This is a genomic window from Anaerozeibacter quisquiliarum, from assembly GCF_051162045.1.
Taxonomy (GTDB): Bacteria; Bacillota; Clostridia; order Christensenellales; family Aristaeellaceae; genus Anaerozeibacter; species Anaerozeibacter quisquiliarum.
In genome coordinates, this window is the sequence record NZ_JBISDI010000011.1 from 21,109 (window position 1) to 38,056 (window position 16,948).

A 16,948-nucleotide genomic window follows, 5' to 3' on the forward strand; every position below is an offset into this window, starting at 1 on the left:
ATGGCGTCTGCATTGAAGCGCCCTACGGCCATACGGCATCGCTGGTCCCCCGGTATGATCGTCGCCGCCTCGCTTCTGTCGCTGTACTTTGTGATGGTGCTGTACCCGCTTGTGTGGATGGTGCTCTCCTCGCTCAAGACCGAGCGGGAGTTCTTCCGCAACCTGTGGGGCCTGCCCGCCGCAGCCCAATGGCAGAACTACGTCAAGGCCTGGAACGCCGGCATATCGGGCTACTTCCTGAACAGCGTGCTGGTCACCGCGAGCACGATCGTGCTGTGCGTCTCGATCGCCGCGCTGGCCTCCTACGGGCTGGTCAGCTACCGCTTCCGCGGCAATTCGCTGGTGTTCCTGATGGGCATGGGCGGGATGATGCTGGCGCCGCAGGTGACGCTGATCCCGCTGTACAAGATCATCCAGGCGCTGGGCATCCACGACACCTACTGGGCCATGATTCTGCCCTACGCGGCCTATCGCATGCCCATCACGCTGATGCTGGTGCGCTCCTATTTCCTGTGCCTGCCCAAGGAACTGCGGGAATCGGCCACGATTGACGGATGCACCTCGATGCAGGTGCTCACGCGCATCTACCTGCCCATTTCAAAGCCCATCCTGCTGACCTGCGCCATCCTGGTGGCCTACTACGCCTGGAACGAGTTCCTGTTCTCGATCATCTTCATCGACTCCAGGGCGTACAAGACCATCCCCTCGGGCCTGATGGTCTTTAGGGACGCGCTGAACACCGATTTCGCGCTGCTGTTTGCGGGGCTGACGATCTCCGCCGTTCCGCTTGTGCTGGTGTTCATCGCGATGCAGAAGCAGTTCATCCGGGGCATGACGGCGGGCGCGGTCAAAGGCTAGTGGCCGCCGGGCCACCAAAACAAAAGGAGTTTTTCGATCATGAACATGCTGGCGCTGGGCGACAATGTGGTGGACTGTTACCTGGATCAAAACATGTACTACCCCGGCGGCAATGCCGTCAACGTGGCCGTGGGCTGTAAGCGCGCGGGGTTTGAACGGGTGGAATACCTGGGCGTGTTCGGCGACGACCGCGAGGCGGAGCATCTCAAGTGGGCGCTCCGGCAGGAGGGCATCGCCTACGGCCGCAGCCGGAAGGTGTACGCCATCACCGGCCATCCCCAGGTGCAGCTGACGCCTGCGGGCGACCGCGCGTTTGTGGGCGGGCCCAAGGACACCGCCCAACACATCGTGCGCATCCGCCTGATGCCGGCCGACATCGACTACATGCGGCAATTTGACATTTGCCACACATCGTGCTATTCTTCTATTGAACCTGAATTGGCCAAGATGCGCTCGGCGTGCGAGCTGTCCTACGATTTTTCCAACCTGCCCCTCAGCGAGGACTACCTGGCGCTGATCTGCCCCCATCTGCGGTTTGCGTTTTTCAGCGGCTCCGAGCTCAGCGATGCCGAGACCGAAGCGCTCATCGCGTCGGTGCACGGACACGGCGTGGAGGTCATCGGGATCACCCAGGGCGACAGGGGCGCGCTGTTTTCCCGGCGGGGCGCCTTGTATCGCCAGGGCATCAAGCCGGTTCGCGTAGTAGATACGATGGGCGCGGGCGACAGCTTCATCGCCGGCTTCCTGACCCGCTTTGTACACGGCGCGGCCATGGAGGAGGCGCTCGACTTTGCCGCCGACTGCGCCGCCAAGACGTGCGCCACCTACGGCGGGTTCGGCTATGGGAAGCCCTTTGAGGCGTAATTATTGACGAAGGGGTCTGCCTGTGAGCGAAAAGATGTCCTTGATAAGCGAATCGTATACGACGCTGTACGAGCAGATGATGCAGCACTTGCGGGTGGCCATCCGCACGGGTCAGTATGCGCCGGGTCAGCGGCTGCCGTCGGAGGCGGAGATGTGCCGGCAGTTCGGCGTGAGCCGGATCACGGCGCGCCGCGCCGTGCACGAACTGGTGAGCGAGGGATTGCTGGAGCGCAAGCAGGGCAAGGGTACCTTTGTGGGTCAACCCAAGATCGCCATCAAGGTCATGGCCATGGACGGGTTTCAGGGCTTCAGCAGCATGCGCGAGGGGGATTCCTACGTGCGGGTGCTGCGCAAGGAGCGGCGCGGCGCGACGGGCAAGGAGGCCGGCATGCTGGGCATACCGCCCGGCGCGCCGGTATGCGAGTTGGTGCGCGTGCTCGAGGTGGAGAATTCGCGCATCTCGCTGGACCGCTCGGTGTTCACCGAGGGCAGGCTGCCCGGCCTTATGGACCTGGTTCAGGACAACACCTCCACCTACGAGTTGATGGAGAAAAAGTACGGGCTTCAAAATGTGCGCGTCGTCAAGGAGATCACCGCCACGCTGGCGCGGCCGGACGAGGCCCGCGACCTGAAGTGCAACACCGGCGACTCGCTGTTTCTGGTGGAGAAGACTACCTACGGCGCGGACGGTCTGGCCAACCACTGCTCGTTCAACCTGATGTGCGCCGACCGGGTCAAGATGACCATCACCTACGAGCGGAGCATTTGATATCACATGGGCATGATCGCAGGGCGGCGGACCTTCAAACGGAGGTCCGCCGCCGTCCGTTCATCCGAATTATCGCCCAGTTTACGAACCCAATGTGTATGCCGGTTGCGAATGTGGTATAATTATTGTAGAGAACTGTTTCTTAAGGAGATGAACCGGACATGTACGAGGGAGCGGGACGGCTTCGGGGCAAGGTGGCGGTGATTACCGGCGCGGCGCAGGGCTTGGGCGAAGCGCTGGCGCTTAGGCTCGATCGGGAGGGCGCGAGCGTGCTCGTGGCCGACATGAATATCGAAGCGGCCGGTAAGGTGGCGGCTTCGCTCAGGGACGCGGTCGCCGTACAGGTCAATGTGTGTGATGGGGCGCAGTGCGAGGCCATGGCCAAGGCGGCTGTCGACAAATGGGGCCGGATCGACCTGATGGTCGCCAACGCCGCCATCGTGATCTCGGGCCCGATCGAGGAGATGACCTATCAGCAGTTCAGCAAGGTGGTCGACGTCAACCTGAACGGCTACTTCAATAGCTGCAAGGCCGTCGTGCCCCACATGCGCGCAAGCGGCAAGGGCTCGATCGTGCAGATCAACTCGAAGTCGGGCAAGAAGGGCTCGGCCAAGAACTGCGCCTACGCGGCTTCGAAGTTCGGCGGTGTGGGGCTGACCCAGTCGCTGGCGCTGGAGCTGGCCGAGGAGAACATCCGCGTGAACGCCATTTTGCCGGGCAACCTGCTCGACTCGCCGCTGTGGGTCAATTCGCTCTACGAGCAATACGCCCGCAACCAGGGCACCACCAAGGAGAAGATCCGCGAGAAGTACATGAACCAGGTGCCGATGAAGCGCGGCTGCCAGTACGAGGACGTGGCCAACGTCATGGTGTTTTTGCTGAGCGACGAGGCGAGCTACATGACCGGCCAGGCGATCAACGTGACCGGCGGGCAACAGATGTTTTAGGGTTGCGCGAATACGGCTGCGGCCGTATTCGCGTGAGAGGGACTACGGGGGATCATGGGCTTATAAGGAGGTAGAACCCATATGAAAACCACTGCGGTGCGCCTGTACGGCGAAAACGATTTGAGGCTGGAGAGCTTCGAACTGCCCTCGATCAGGGACGACCAGATCCTGGTGAAGATCGTGTCCGACTCCATCTGCATGTCCTCCTACAAGGCGGCGATGCAGGGCAGCAAGCACAAGCGCGTGCCCGACGGCATCGACAAGAAGCCGGTCATCGTGGGCCATGAGTTCTGCGGCGTGATCGAGCAGGTAGGCAGCCGTTGGGCCGATCAGTTCAAAGCAGGCGAGAAGTTCGGCATCCAGCCCGCGATGAACGGCGCGATCCAGACGCCCGGCTATTCGTTTGAATACATGGGCGGCGACGCCACCTATGCGATCATCGAGCCGATCGTCATGGAGGCCGAAAGCCTGCTCAAGTACAACGCCGAGGCCTTCTTCTACGGATCGCTGGCCGAGCCGCTGAGCTGCATCGTGGGCACGTTCCACGCGATGTACCATACGCGCGCGGGCGAGTACGTGCATGACATGGGCATCGTGGAGGGCGGCAACCTCGCGATCCTGGCGGGCGCGGGCCCGATGGGCCTGGGCGCGATCGACTACGCGATTCACTGCGACCGCAGGCCGGGGCTGTTGGTCGTGACCGACATCGACCAGGCGCGGCTCGACCGCGCGGCATCGATCTACACGGTCGAGGACGCGCAGAAGCACGGCGTGAAGCTCGTGTACCTGAACACCTCGGGCGAGGACCCGGTGGGCGCTCTGATGGCGCTGACCGCCGGCCGCGGCTACGACGACGTGATGGTATTCGCGCCGGTCGCCCCGGTGATCGAGCAGGGCGACAAGATCCTCTCGCGCGACGGCTGCCTGAACTTCTTCGCGGGCCCGACCAACCCCAACCTGTCGGCCATGCTCAACTTCTACAACGTACACTACAACATGACCCACATCGTGGGTACGTCGGGCGGCAACACCGCCGATATGATCGAGTCGCTCGACATGATCGCCGACGGTCGGCTGAACCCGGCGGGCATGATTACCCACGTCGGCGGCCTCGACGCGGTGGTCGAGACCACGCTGAACCTGCCCAAGATTCCGGGCGGCAAGAAGCTGATCTACACCGGCATCTCGATGCCGCTGACCGCGATCGACGACTTCGCCGAGAAGGGCAAGACCGATGCGCTGTTCGCCGAGCTCGATAGGCTGTGCAAGGCCAATAAGGGCCTGTGGAACGGCGAGGCGGAGAAGTATCTGTTGGCGAACGCGAAGGCGATCTAGATGCGCATCGCCGGCGTCGTCGCCGAATACAACCCGTTTCACAACGGGCACGCGCTGCATGTGGCGCGCACCCGCGCGGCGGGCTGCGACCATGTCGTCGCGGTTATGAGCGGCGCGTTCACCCAGCGGGGCGAGCCGGCGCTGTGCGACAAATGGGCGCGCGCGCGCATGGCGCTTGCGGGCGGCATCGACCTGGTGGTCGAGCTGCCCGCGCTGTTTGCCGTGCGCCCGGCCCCGCAGTTCGCGCTCGGCGGGGTGACGCTGCTTAACGCGCTTGGGGCGGACGTGCTGTCGTTCGGCTGCGAGACGGATAACCTGGCGCTGCTGTCGACCATGGCCGCGCTGCTGGAATCCGAGCCGCAGGAACTTAAAGCCGCCATCCGCGCCCGGCTCGCGGGCGGGCAGTCGCACGCGCGCGCGCGCGGCGGGGCGTTGGCCGAGTACCTCTCCATGCCGCCCGAGCGGGTGGCTGCGCCCAACACCGCGCTGGCGCTCGAGTACCTGCGCGTCAACAACCGATTCAAACAGCCGATGCGGCCGCTGTCCGTTCAGCGCGTGGGCGACTACCACGATCAGCAGCTGCGCGAGATCGCCTCCGCCAGCGCCGTGCGCCGCGCGCTGCGCGCCGAGGGCCCGGCGGCGATCCGGGGCAGCGTGCCGCCCGCCACGTTTGAGGCGTTGGCCGCGGCCTGGCCGGACGCGCTGCCCCGGCCGGAGGCGCTCGACGAGCTGCTGCTCTACCGGCTGCGCGGCATGGACGCCGAGCGGCTGCGCGCGCTGCCCGACGTGGTCGAGGGGCTGGAGATGCGCATCCTAAGCAGCGCGCGCGAAGCGACGAGCCGCGAGGGATTGACCGACCTTGTAAAATGCAAGCGCTACACCCGCGCGCGCATCGCGCGCGCGCTGACCTATGCGCTTTTGGACCTGACGCGCGCGCTGGCCGCGCAATACGAAAACGGCGCGCCCTACGCCCGCGTACTCGGCTTTCGCCGCGACGCAAAACCGCTCTTAAAAACCCTGTCTGAGCGCGCCGCCATCCCGCTGATTACCGATCCCGTGCGCCTAAAAGGCGATCCCTGCTTCGAACTGGAGCGCCGCGCGACCGACCTGTGGGGACTGACGACGCGCGCGCCCGCGCTGCGCAAGGCCGACCGTGATTTGACGGAGCGGATGGTCGTTGTTGATTGAAGCGGAGGATATACGCCAACGGGAATGGGCCGACGCCGCATCGGCCGCCCGGTTGCGCGGTAAACGAAGCTGCGGCTATGCGACCGACAGGTTCACCACCCCGCCTGCGGGCACCCCTCCTGGGAGGGGAATAGGGTAGCCATTCCCCTCCTCGGAGGGGTGGCGCGGAGCGACGGGGTGGTGAGCCTGATGGCAGGGCTCGAGAAAGCGGGTACGGAGGTTGGTTACGCCCCGCGGGGGCCACCACCCCGCCTGCGGGCACCCCTCCTGGGAGGGGAATGGGAAAGGCCGCCCGCATAGCACGTTTGCTACGGCAGGCGACCGAAGACCGCCCCGACGGCGAGCGCGAAGCGCCTCGCCGTTTGTTCTTTCGCTCTTTCGCTCTTTCGCTCTTTCGTTTCTTCGTTTCTTCGTTCCTTCGCTCCCTCGTTCTTCGTTCCTTCGCTTTTTCGTTCCCACCGTTCCCCTCCCCGGGGGAATGGGGGGCCGAAGCCCCCGTCACCACGCGCCCACGGGCATGTACCGGGGGCGTGTATGCGATTGCGACCAAGGGAGGCCGCAGCCGACCGACTCGGAATCGCTTCCCGTCCGCCTGCCGCCCGGGAGGCCCGCAGGCCGACAGGCAGGCGGCCCCGTCCCCCCGTCCCCCGCCTTCCGCCCGGAATTTCCCGCAGGAAATTCAGGAAGGCGGCCCCGTTCCCCCGTAACCCAAACGGCCTCGAAAGCTTTCCGCCCGGCCGCCCGCGAAAGCGGGCAATAGGCCGGGCGGGAAGATTTCGAGGCCAAGCCGCGTAAGCGGCGTCCTAGTACATTCCGCCCATTCCGCCCGGAGCCGGGGCCGCGGGGGGATTCTTGTCGGGCAGGTCGGCCACCAGGGACTCGGTGGTCAGCACCATGGCGGCGATCGAGGCGGCGTTTTGCAGCGCGCTGCGGGCCACCTTGGTCGGGTCGATGATGCCGCAGGCGGTCATGTCGCCGTACTCGTCCTTGAGCACGTCGTAGCCGAAGCCGACGCTGTCCTTCGCCTTGATCTTCTCGACGACGACCGAACCCTCGACGCCGGCGTTGGTCGCGATCTGGCGGACCGGTTCCTCGAGCGCGCGCAGCACGATCCGAATGCCGGTGCGCACGTCGCCGCTCGTCTCCTTGATGAGCGCCTCGACCGCCTTGCTGGCCGAGATCAGCGCGGTGCCGCCGCCGGGCACGACGCCCTCTTCAACCGCGGCGCGCGTCGCGTTGAGCGCGTCCTCGATGCGCAGCTTGCGCTCCTTCATCTCCACCTCGGTGGCCGCGCCCACGTTGATTACCGCCACGCCGCCGGCGAGCTTCGCCAGGCGCTCCTGCAGCTTCTCGCGGTCGTAGTCGCTCGTGGTGTCTTCGATCTGGGCGCGGATCGAGGCGACGCGCGCCTTGATCTCGGAGGAGTCGCCCGCGCCTTCGACGATCGTGGTATTTTCCTTGTCCACCTTGACCTGGCGGGCGTTGCCCAGCATGTCGAGCGTGGTATCCTTGAGCTCGAGGCCCAGTTCCTCGGTGATAACCTGGCCGCCGGTCAGGATCGCGATGTCCTGCAGCATGGCCTTGCGGCGGTCGCCGAAGCCGGGGGCCTTGACGGCGACGCAGGTGAACGTGCCGCGCAGCTTGTTGAGCACCAGCGTGGCCAGCGCCTCGCCCTCGACCTCCTCGGCGATGATGAGCAGCTTGCGGCCGCCCTGCACCACCTGCTCGAGCACCGGCAGCACTTCCTGGATGTTGGAGATCTTCTTGTCGGTAATCAGGATCAGCGGGTTGTCGAGCACCGCTTCCATCTTTTCGGTGTCGGTCGCCATGTAGGCCGAGGCGTAGCCGCGGTCGAACTGCATCCCTTCCACGATCGAGAGCTCGGTCTTCATGGTCTTCGATTCCTCGACCGTGATGACGCCGTCGTTGCCCACCTTTTCCATGGCGTCGGCGACCAGCGCGCCGATCTCCTCGTCGCTCGACGAGATGGCGGCGACCTGCGCAATCGCCTGCTTGCCCGCGACCGGCTTGCTGATGCCCGCCAGCGCATCCACGGCGGCCGAGGTGGCCTTCTCGATGCCGCGGCGCACCACCATCGGGTTCGCGCCCGCGGCTACGTTCTTGAGGCCCTCGCGCACGATGGCCTGCGCCAGCAGCGTCGCGGTGGTGGTGCCGTCGCCGGCCACGTCGTTGGTCTTGGTGGCGACTTCCTTCACCAGTTGCGCGCCCATGTTTTCGAACGCATCCTCGAGCTCGATCTCCTTGGCGATGGTCACGCCGTCGTTGGTAATCAGCGGGGAGCCGAACTTCTTGTCAAGCACCACGTTGCGGCCCTTGGGGCCCAGGGTAATCTTTACGGTATCGGCCAGCGCGTTGATGCCTCTCTCAAGCGAGCGGCGCGCCTCTTCGCCAAACTGAATCTGCTTTGCCATTGTCAATTGCCTCCTTGCCCTTCTCGCGATTTTCGGTTAGCCTTCAACGACGGCCAAGATATCGGACTGGCGCACGATGATGTACTCGGTGCCGTCCAACTTGACTTCCGTGCCGGCATACTTCGAGTAGATGACCCTCTGGCCGGCTGCGACGTGCATGGTGATCTCCTTGCCGTCCACATTGCCGCCCGGACCTACGGCCAACACCTCGGCCATCTGCGGCTTTTCCTTGGCCGCGCTGGTCAGCAAGATGCCGCCCTTCGTGGTCTCTTCCGCCTCCAGGTTCTTGATCACGACGCGATCGCCCAACGGTTTGATCTGCATGGTACACCCTCCCTGTGTCTTGTGGTTTTGTTAGCACTCGAAAGGAACGAGTGCTAACTTATGGGCATAGTTTATCCCAAACACGCGCCGAGCACAACAAAAATCCGGGGCAAATCACATGAAATATTGGTAAAGAATGACGAAGACCCGCGGCGTGGGCATCGCCGCATGCCCGGGATTGCCGCATTTTTCCGGCCGTCTCGCACGGATTTTACCGGTTCGCCACCTTTACAAAAAGGCGGCGATATGGTATGCTGAGGCATAGACGGATTACCGAAGAGGTTGGGGGGTTGCGATCGATGCTTGGGGTTTGTGCGAAGGTGAGGCGCGCCTTGAGCGCTATATTGGCGGCGCTCGTGATGCTGTCGCTGCTGCCCCTGCCGGCCTCGGCGAAGGTGGGGCAGACCTACAAGTCGCGCGTGCAGGGCCTGCGCGTACACAAGGCCCCGAGCGGCGATTCGGAGATCATCTTCAAGATATCCCAGAAGCAGACGGTCATCCACAAGGCCACCGTCAAAGGTTGGTGGAAGATCAAGACCGCGGACGGCAAGGAAGGCTACGTCTACCGCACCTACCTCAAGGCGGCGGGCAACCCGATCAAGAAGAACGCGATCTATAAGGTATACAAGATCACCAACCTGACTGTGCGCAAGGCCCCCCGCAGCATCGCCGACAAGCTGGGCAGCATCCGGCGCGGCACGCAGGTCAAGCTCCAGAACCGCCGCGGCGATTGGGGTTTCGTCAAGCTGGCCAACGGCAAGGGCGGTTGGGTGCAGCTCAAGTATCTGAATTACGTCAGGGGATAGTTTGAACAATGCAGGCCCGCGTGCCTGCTTTTTTTTATGCAAAATGCGCTTGACGGCACTTGAAATCGGTTATAATATGAAAATGAAAACCGATTTCATATCCGTGGAGGTCTATGATTCATGAAACGCATTTTGTTGACGGGGCTGATCCTTACCGTACTGCTGACGGCCGGCTGCGCGCGCGGCGCGGGCGCGGCGCAGGCCGAGGGGCCGGTGGTGGTGGCGAGTTTGTTTGCGCCCTACGATTTTGCGCGCCAGATCGCGCGGGGCACGGGCGCCCGGGTGGAGATGCTGATGAAGCCGGGCGTGGAGCCGCACGCTTTCGATCCCGCGCCGACCGACATGCTGCGCATTGCGCAGGCCGACCTGTTCATCTACGTCGGCGGCGAGAGCGAGGCGTGGGTCGACCGTCTGTTCGCGGCCCCGGAGACGCGGGCGCGCGCGCTTCGGCTGATGGACACGGTCACGGTGCTTGATGAGGAAATCGTGCCCGGCATGCAGGCCGAGGAAGAAGAAGCCGAGCCCGACGAGCACATCTGGACCTCGCCGGTCAACGCGATGGCCATATCGCGCGCGATTGCGGACGCGCTGATCGAAGTCGATCCCCAGAACGCAAACGCGTATAGGGCCAACCTCGAGGCGTATCTTGCCGAGCTTCATGAGCTCGACCAATCGTTCGAGGCGGTGGTACAGGGTGGCGCGCGGCGTGAGATCGTGTTTGGCGACCGGTTCCCGATGCGCTACTTTGCGCAGCGCTACGGGCTTGCCTACGCGGCGGCGTTCCCAGGCTGCGGGCACGATACCGAGCCCAGCGCCGCGACATTGGCGTTCCTGATCGGCGAAGTGCGCGCGAAGGGCATCCCGACGGTCTACCACATCGAACAGGGCAACGTGCGCATGGCGGAGGCGATCGCCGGCGAAACCGGCGCGCGCGCCATGCTGATGCACGCCTGCCACAACATATCGAAGGACGACTTCGAGGCGGGGGCTACGTATATGAGCCTGATGAAGAACAACGTGGAAGCGCTTAAAGCTGGTCTATTTTAGCATGCCAAGCGCATGAACATATGGAGGGACGGCATGACAGGCGAGGGCTATGACACCCGCCAGAAGCGGCGGGTGGCCGACGCGCTGCGCGCGTTCGGGGCGCGCGCGGTCACGGCGGACGAGTTGTACGAGGCGCTGAAACAGCGCGGCGAGGCGGTCGGCAAGACGACGGTATACCGCCAGCTCGAGCGGATGGCGTCAAGCGGCGAGGCGCGCAAGGCGCTGTCGCTTGAGGGGCAGGCGATCTATCAGTACGTAGGCGATGCCAGCGCCTGCGACCGTCACCTGCACTGCCAGTGCTTAAGCTGCGGGCGGCTGCTGCACGTCGACTGTGCGCAACTCGATCAGATCAAGGCGCACTTGCTCGAGGCGCATGGTTTTCTGCTGGATGCCGAGCGCACGGTATTGGTCGGCGCGTGTGAAAAATGCCGGGAGGGATAGAAAATGGCGCTGTTGACGCTCAGCCGCGTGACGCTGGGCTATGAAAACCTGATCGCCGTCGAGGATGTGTCGGCCGAGATCGACGAGGGCGACTACGTGGTGGTCGTGGGGGAAAACGGGTCGGGCAAGTCGACGCTGATTAAGGGCATGCTGGGGCTGATCCGCCCGCGCGCGGGTGAGATACGCATGTCAGACGGCCTCGCGCGCTCTGAGATCGGCTACATGCCGCAGCAGACCGCGCTGCAGCGCGATTTTCCTGCCTCGGTCAGCGAGGTGGTGCTGTCGGGCTGCCTCAACCGGCGCGGGCTCAGGCCCTTCTACACCGGCGCCGAGAAGACGCGCGCCCGGCAGGCGATGGAGCAACTGGGCATCGCGCGGCTATCGGGCGCATGCTACCGTGAGCTGTCGGGCGGCCAGCAGCAGCGGGTGCTGCTGGCGCGTGCGCTGTGCGCGACCGAGAAGCTGATGCTGCTCGACGAGCCCACCGCCGGGCTCGACCCGCTGGCGTCGCAGGAGCTGTACGACATCATCCGCCGCCTGAACCGCGAGCTGCACGTGGCGGTGGTCATGGTGTCGCACGACCTGAACGCCTCGCTGCATGAGGCCAACAAGGTGCTGTGCCTGCACCGCACGCTGGCCTTCTTCGGCAGCGTTGAGGACTACGTGAAGCACGACTGCGGCCGGCTGTGGAAGGGGGGCGAGGGGTATGCCTGCGCGCATTCTTGAGATGCTGTCCTATGGCTTCCTGCTGCGCGCGCTGGTGGTGGGCGCGCTGGTGGCGCTGTGCGCGGCGCTGCTCGGCGTACCGCTCGTGCTCAAGCGCTACTCGATGATCGGCGACGGGCTGTCGCATGTGGGCTTCGGCGCGCTGGCGGTCGCCTCGGCGCTGCGCTGGGCGCCGCTGCCGTTCGCGATGCCGGTGGTCATGCTGGCCGCGTTCGCGCTGCTCAGACTCAGCGAGAGCGGCCGCATCAAGGGCGACGCCGCGATCGGGCTGATCTCGACCTTCGCCCTGTCGGTGGGCGTGCTGGTCACTTCCCTGATCGGCGGCAACGTGGACGTGGACAACTATCTGTTCGGCTCGATTCTGGCCGTCTCGGAGGGCGACGTCGTGCTGTCGGTCGCGCTGTCGGCGGCGGTGCTCGTGCTGTTCATGCTGTTTTACCACCAAATCTTCGCGGTTACGTTCGACGAGAGCTTCGCGCGCGCCACCGGCATCCGCGCGGCGCTGTACGACACGCTGATCGCGCTGCTGACCGCGGTCACCATCGTGGTGGGCATGCGCGTGGTGGGCACGCTGCTGATCTCGAGCCTCCTGATCTTCCCGGCGCTCACCTCGATGCGGCTGTTCAAGCGGTTTCGCAGCGTCATCCTGTCGAGCGCCATCGTGTCGGTCGTGTGCTTTCTCGCGGGGCTCATCGCATCGTACCTGCTGTCGACGCCCGCGGGGGCCAGCGTGGTGGCCGTCAACGCGCTGTGCTTTGCGGTCTTCGGCGCGATCGGGCTGATCCGGGAGAGGGGGCGGGCGCGATGAGCGTGATCCTGATTACCGGCGGCGCGCGCAGCGGCAAGTCCCGGCTGGCCGAGGACAGGGCGCGCGCGTACAAAGGCGTGCTCTACATCGCCACCGCCCGCGCGCTCGACGACGAGATGCGCGCGCGGATTGCGCGCCACCGCCTAGATCGGCCCGCGTCGTGGGACACCTTCGAGGGCTCGCGGGGCCTTGCGCAGGCGGTCGGGCAAGGGCATGACTGCGTGCTGCTCGACTGTGTGACCAACCTGGTGACAAATTTTTGTATGGATCAACCCACAGATTGGGAACAGGCGCGCGAACAGGACGTCCAAGAAGTGGAACGCCTGGCGCTTTCGGAACTTACGGCGCTGGTTGGGCGCGTCCGCGCGCGGGGCTGCGCGCTGATTATGGTCAACAACGAGGTGGGGCTGGGGCTCGTGCCCGAATACCCGCTGGGGCGCGCGTTCCGCGACATCGCCGGGCGCATAGGCCAGCGCCTGGCCGCTCTGAGCGACGAGGTATATTTCTGCGTATCGGGCATACCGATGCGCATAAAATAACCAAGCGAATCCGGCCGGACCGCATTCGCCGTTGTTTACTTTTTCGCCCAAAATGGTATAATCATTGGGAAGGGAGGCCTGATCGATGGGCACGTTGCTTCAAACGCTGTCTTCGCACATTCCGGCGATCCTGTGCCTGGTGATCGGCTATGCGCTGGTGGTGTTCGAGATGTGCATTCCGGGCTTCGGCGTGCCGGGCACGCTGGGCATCATCTTGCTGGTGGTGGGCATCGTGACCGGCACGGGCAGCCTCGCGCACGCGCTGATCCTCGCGGGCATCGTGATCGTGCTGCTGTTGATCGCGCTGCCGATCTGCCTGCGCTTCATCGGCAAGGGCGGCTTCTTGCGCTCGAAGCTGGTGCTCAATGACACCAGCGTCCCGGTCCGCGACGCCGGGCGCGCGCCCGACCGTCACCTGAACCGCGAGGGTACGGCGCTGACCGCGCTGCGCCCCGCCGGCATGGGGCAGTTCGGGGACGAGAAGCTGAACATCGTGTCCGGCGGCGCGTTCATTCCCGAAGGCGCGCGGGTCAAGGTGGTGCGCGTTGCGGGCAACCGCGTCGTGGTGGAAGAGATCAAGGCATGAAGGCATACAAGGCGTAAATAAGGAAGGGGGCACCCAAATGAAGAACCTGATGAAGAAGCTGCTGACGCTGGCGATGATCGCGGCGCTGTTGATCGCGCCGATGGCCGCGCTGGCCGAGGCCGAAGGGCACAGCCTGACGGTCGGCAACCTGCACTACGCGATCGACGAGCTTACGGGCGACATCGGCGCGAGCGTACGCACGACCACCGGCGAGCTCGCCGGGCGCAAGTACATCGAGTTCAGCGCCGAGGGCGAGACGCCGATCGGCGCGGTGCGCGCGGCGATGGACGACGAGGGGCTGCAATTGTGGCTCGCAGGGTTGACCAACCGCTACGGCCTGACGTGGGCCGAACTCGAGGAGATGGCGCATGACAGCGCGGCGGTCGATGTGCCCGTGGATTTCGACATACAGGCCTTCCAGGGCATGACGCAGTCCGCCTTTGAGATGACCCGCCAGCTGAGCGATCCCGAGGCCCAGCCCAAGCTGAAGGCCGAGATGGAGAAGGTCATGGAGCCCTATCTCGCGGGCGCGGGCCAGGGCGACATGGATCAGGCGATGGTGATGGACGAGGCGATGACGCTGCCCAAGTTCCGCTTTACGGCGGACATGGCGCTGCTCGACCAGATCATCGACGCCTACGGCCGGGTCGCGCCGGCGTACAAGGCCTACTTCGAGCAGTATTTCAAGCTCCTGTCCTCCGTGGAGGGCGGCGAGATGTTCAAGGGCATGACCAGCTTCGCGGAGCTGATGGAGAAAACCGGCGTCAAGGCGACGTTCGACGTGACGCTGTGGGCCGCCGAGGATGAATCGGCCGTACGCGCCGAGATCGCAACAAAGATCGACGCGCCCGAGGGGCAAAAGACCGAGCGGATCGAACTGCCGGTGCTGATCGAGGTGCGCCGCGGCGAGGACGCCGAGCGCGTCCGGGTGACGATGCACGCCGGGATCGAGGGCGGGGAGGTTTCCTACGAGCTCGACGCCGACGACCGTCCGGATCGCCAGGTGTTCAAGCTCGACATGGCGGTGACCGCGCCCGACGAGGCGCCCGTGGGGATTCACATGAACGGCGAGCGCACGCTGTCCCCGGACGGACAGGAGGCGCTGACCGGCGAGTTCACGGTTGCCGCGCAGGGCGGGACGCCCCTGTCCGCGCGTCTGGGCTATCAGGGCACGCTCAAGGAGGCCGAGGGCGCGTTCGAGCGCGCCGGGCGGGTGTCGCTTACGTTGGCGATCGACGCGCCGGATGTACCCAAGCACATGGAACTGGCGTTCGATATCGCGCAGCAGGCCGGGCCGGCAGGCGAGGCGATCCTCTCCGAGATGGACGCGCTGCCGCTGCTCAAGCTCACCGAGCTGACCGAGGAGCAGATGCAGGCGCTGATAACCGAGGCGCAGGTGACCGGGATGAACGCGCTGGGCGCGCTGCTGCAGACGCCGGGTGTGGCCGAACTCATCAGCGCCCTGGCGGCCGCGGTCGAGGAAGGCCCGCTCGGAGGCTACGAGACGCCGCAGTTCGAGGGCGGAGACGGCGACTACGAGACGCCGAAGTTCGAGGGCGAGACGGCCGACGGCTACGAGACGCCGCAGTTCGAGAGCGACACGACGCGCACATAAGCAGGCGATTTGTCACGCGCATACGGCCGCAGCCGTATGCGCGTGACAAATCAGGACAATCTATCATAAGATGAGGAGGCATGGCCATGGAAGCGGGCGTCATTGGCGGATTATTCCTGGTCGTCGCAATCGTCGTATTCCTGATCTTCTTTTTCTCGTTTGTGCCGGTGGGGCTGTGGATCTCGGCGGTGGCGTCGGGCGTGCACGTCAGCATCGCCACGCTGGTGGGCATGCGCTTTCGGCGCATCAACCCCGCGCGCATCGTGCTGCCGCTAATCAAGGCCACCAAGGCCGGGCTCAAGGTCAATATGAATGAGATGGAGGCGCACCTGCTGGCGGGCGGCAACGTCGATCGCGTCATCAACGCGCTGATCGCGGCGCAGGCGGCCAACATCCCGCTCGACTTCGACGACTGCCGCGCGATTGATCTGGCCGGGCGCGACGTGCTGCAGGCGGTGCAGATGTCGGTCAACCCCAAGGTGATCGAGACGCCGGTGGTGGCGGCGATCGCCAAGGACGGCATCGAGCTGCGCGCCAAGGCGCGCGTCACCGTACGGGCCAACATCGAGCGGCTGGTCGGCGGCGCGGGCGAGGAGACGATCATCGCGCGCGTGGGCGAGGGCATCGTCACCACGGTCGGCTCGGCCGAGACCCACAAGGAGGTGCTCGAGAACCCTGACCTGATTAGCCGCACGGTGCTGGCGAAGGGGCTGGACGCGGGCACGGCGTTTGAAATTTTGTCGATCGACATCGCCGACGTCGACGTGGGCCGCAACGTAGGCGCGCAGTTGCAGATGGATCAGGCCGAGGCCGACCGGCGCATCGCCCAGGCCAAGGCCGAGGAGCGCCGCGCGATGGCCGTGGCCGCCGAGCAGGAAATGCGAGCTTCTGTGCAGGAAATGCGCGCCAAGGTGGTCGAAGCCGAGGCCGAGGTGCCCCGGGCCATGGCCGGCGCCTTGCGCGAGGGCAAGTTGGGCGTGATGGACTACTACAGGATGCAGAACGTGATCTCCGACACGCGGATGCGCGAGTCGATCGCCGAGACCGGCGTGGACGGCGCGCCCGCGCCCAATGAAGGGAAGTAGCCATGGATGGCTTGATGATCGCGCTGGCGGTTCTGTTCCTCGTCGCCCGCCTGATCGGCAGGGCCGCGAAGGGCGCCGACGGCGGACGGCGGGATGGACGGGTGCAGACCCCGCCGCCGGCTACGCCTTCGCCGTGGGGGCGGGCCGAGATGTTCGGCGGGGAAGCGGATGGACAGCCCCGGAGCATCGAGGAGGTCTTTGCCGAAGCGCGCAGAAGACTCGAGGGCACGGCCGGCGAGGGTGAAGGCCGGGCGGACGAGCGGGGCTGCCTGGGCGGCTCGATTGAGCACGGGGTTCACGAGGGTGAGGGTTACGGCGAGGGCGGGCGGCCGCAGGCCGCCCCTACGGGCGCGCCGGGCGATCTGGCCGCGCTGTCCGAGGGCGGCCACACATGGGGTTCGATGTCCTATGTGCCGGCGACCGAGTATCATCCGGTGGCGTTTGGCGGCCTCGCGTCGGGGCCTGCGCGCGCGCGGCGCACCCGGTTCACGAGAACAGCGGCGCGCAATGCCGTGGTTATGGCCGAGGTGCTCGGCAAGCCGGTATCGCTGCGTTAGGCAAACGCTGATCGAATCCCG

At 65.2% G+C, this 16,948-nt stretch carries 18 protein-coding genes; 16 read left to right on the plus strand and 2 right to left on the minus strand.

Annotated features, from left to right (window positions below):
- From ACH6CV_RS06430 to ACH6CV_RS06455, 6 genes are all read left to right on the plus strand, one after another.
- The gene (locus tag ACH6CV_RS06430) at positions 1 to 858 is read left to right on the plus strand and encodes a carbohydrate ABC transporter permease (RefSeq protein ID WP_456357352.1); all 858 of its coding nucleotides are present in this window, start codon (positions 1 to 3) and stop codon (positions 856 to 858) included.
- A gap of 39 nt (positions 859 to 897) precedes the next feature.
- Entirely contained in the window at positions 898 to 1,722 is an 825-nt protein-coding gene (locus tag ACH6CV_RS06435; protein ID WP_456357353.1) for a PfkB family carbohydrate kinase, read from the plus strand.
- 22 nt (positions 1,723 to 1,744) lie between these two features.
- Complete coding sequence (locus ACH6CV_RS06440) at positions 1,745 to 2,491, plus strand: GntR family transcriptional regulator (RefSeq protein ID WP_456357354.1); 747 nt, start codon at positions 1,745 to 1,747, stop codon at positions 2,489 to 2,491.
- Between the two features lie 161 nt (positions 2,492 to 2,652).
- Complete coding sequence (gene srlD / locus ACH6CV_RS06445) at positions 2,653 to 3,438, plus strand: sorbitol-6-phosphate dehydrogenase (RefSeq protein ID WP_456357355.1); 786 nt, start codon at positions 2,653 to 2,655, stop codon at positions 3,436 to 3,438.
- An 81-nt stretch (positions 3,439 to 3,519) separates the two neighbouring features.
- Positions 3,520 to 4,773, plus strand: coding sequence for a zinc-binding dehydrogenase (locus ACH6CV_RS06450; protein ID WP_456357356.1), 1,254 nt, complete (start codon positions 3,520 to 3,522; stop codon positions 4,771 to 4,773).
- Complete coding sequence (locus ACH6CV_RS06455) at positions 4,774 to 5,961, plus strand: tRNA(Met) cytidine acetate ligase (protein ID WP_456357357.1); 1,188 nt, start codon at positions 4,774 to 4,776, stop codon at positions 5,959 to 5,961.
- Between the two features lie 803 nt (positions 5,962 to 6,764).
- Here the strand turns inward: ACH6CV_RS06455 and groL are convergent.
- Complete coding sequence (groL, locus tag ACH6CV_RS06460; protein ID WP_456357358.1) at positions 6,765 to 8,393, minus strand: chaperonin GroEL; 1,629 nt, start codon at positions 8,391 to 8,393, stop codon at positions 6,765 to 6,767.
- Between the two features lie 36 nt (positions 8,394 to 8,429).
- Entirely contained in the window at positions 8,430 to 8,717 is a 288-nt protein-coding gene (gene groES, locus ACH6CV_RS06465) for a co-chaperone GroES (protein WP_456357359.1), read from the minus strand.
- A gap of 332 nt (positions 8,718 to 9,049) precedes the next feature.
- Here groES and ACH6CV_RS06470 point away from each other — a divergent pair, with 332 nt between their 5' ends.
- From ACH6CV_RS06470 to ACH6CV_RS06515, 10 genes are all read left to right on the plus strand, one after another.
- The gene (locus tag ACH6CV_RS06470; protein ID WP_456357360.1) at positions 9,050 to 9,523 is read left to right on the plus strand and encodes an SH3 domain-containing protein; all 474 of its coding nucleotides are present in this window, start codon (positions 9,050 to 9,052) and stop codon (positions 9,521 to 9,523) included.
- A 120-nt stretch (positions 9,524 to 9,643) separates the two neighbouring features.
- Complete coding sequence (locus tag ACH6CV_RS06475; protein WP_456357361.1) at positions 9,644 to 10,570, plus strand: metal ABC transporter substrate-binding protein; 927 nt, start codon at positions 9,644 to 9,646, stop codon at positions 10,568 to 10,570.
- A 12-nt stretch (positions 10,571 to 10,582) separates the two neighbouring features.
- Entirely contained in the window at positions 10,583 to 11,011 is a 429-nt protein-coding gene (locus tag ACH6CV_RS06480; protein WP_456357362.1) for a Fur family transcriptional regulator, read from the plus strand.
- Between the two features lie 3 nt (positions 11,012 to 11,014).
- A complete protein-coding gene (locus ACH6CV_RS06485; RefSeq protein WP_456357363.1) occupies positions 11,015 to 11,737 on the plus strand; it encodes a metal ABC transporter ATP-binding protein in 723 nt (240 codons plus the stop codon).
- The gene (locus ACH6CV_RS06490; RefSeq protein ID WP_456357364.1) at positions 11,718 to 12,545 is read left to right on the plus strand and encodes a metal ABC transporter permease; all 828 of its coding nucleotides are present in this window, start codon (positions 11,718 to 11,720) and stop codon (positions 12,543 to 12,545) included. Before ACH6CV_RS06485 ends, ACH6CV_RS06490 begins: the two co-directional genes overlap by 20 nt.
- Positions 12,542 to 13,084 carry a bifunctional adenosylcobinamide kinase/adenosylcobinamide-phosphate guanylyltransferase gene (gene cobU / locus ACH6CV_RS06495; protein ID WP_456357365.1) on the plus strand — a complete coding sequence of 181 codons (543 nt, stop codon included), beginning with the start codon at positions 12,542 to 12,544 and terminating at the stop codon, positions 13,082 to 13,084. The genes ACH6CV_RS06490 and cobU overlap by 4 nt, the downstream gene beginning before the upstream one ends.
- Positions 13,085 to 13,169: 85 nt before the next feature.
- Positions 13,170 to 13,670, plus strand: coding sequence for an NfeD family protein (locus tag ACH6CV_RS06500; RefSeq protein ID WP_456357366.1), 501 nt, complete (start codon positions 13,170 to 13,172; stop codon positions 13,668 to 13,670).
- 37 nt (positions 13,671 to 13,707) lie between these two features.
- Complete coding sequence (locus tag ACH6CV_RS06505; RefSeq protein ID WP_456357367.1) at positions 13,708 to 15,285, plus strand: hypothetical protein; 1,578 nt, start codon at positions 13,708 to 13,710, stop codon at positions 15,283 to 15,285.
- A gap of 86 nt (positions 15,286 to 15,371) precedes the next feature.
- Positions 15,372 to 16,370 (plus strand): flotillin-like protein FloA, encoded by a 999-nt coding sequence (gene floA / locus ACH6CV_RS06510; protein WP_456357368.1) that lies wholly within the window; start codon positions 15,372 to 15,374, stop codon positions 16,368 to 16,370.
- A gap of 2 nt (positions 16,371 to 16,372) precedes the next feature.
- The gene (locus tag ACH6CV_RS06515) at positions 16,373 to 16,927 is read left to right on the plus strand and encodes a hypothetical protein (RefSeq protein ID WP_456357369.1); all 555 of its coding nucleotides are present in this window, start codon (positions 16,373 to 16,375) and stop codon (positions 16,925 to 16,927) included.
- The last annotated feature ends 21 nt before the right edge of the window (positions 16,928 to 16,948 follow it).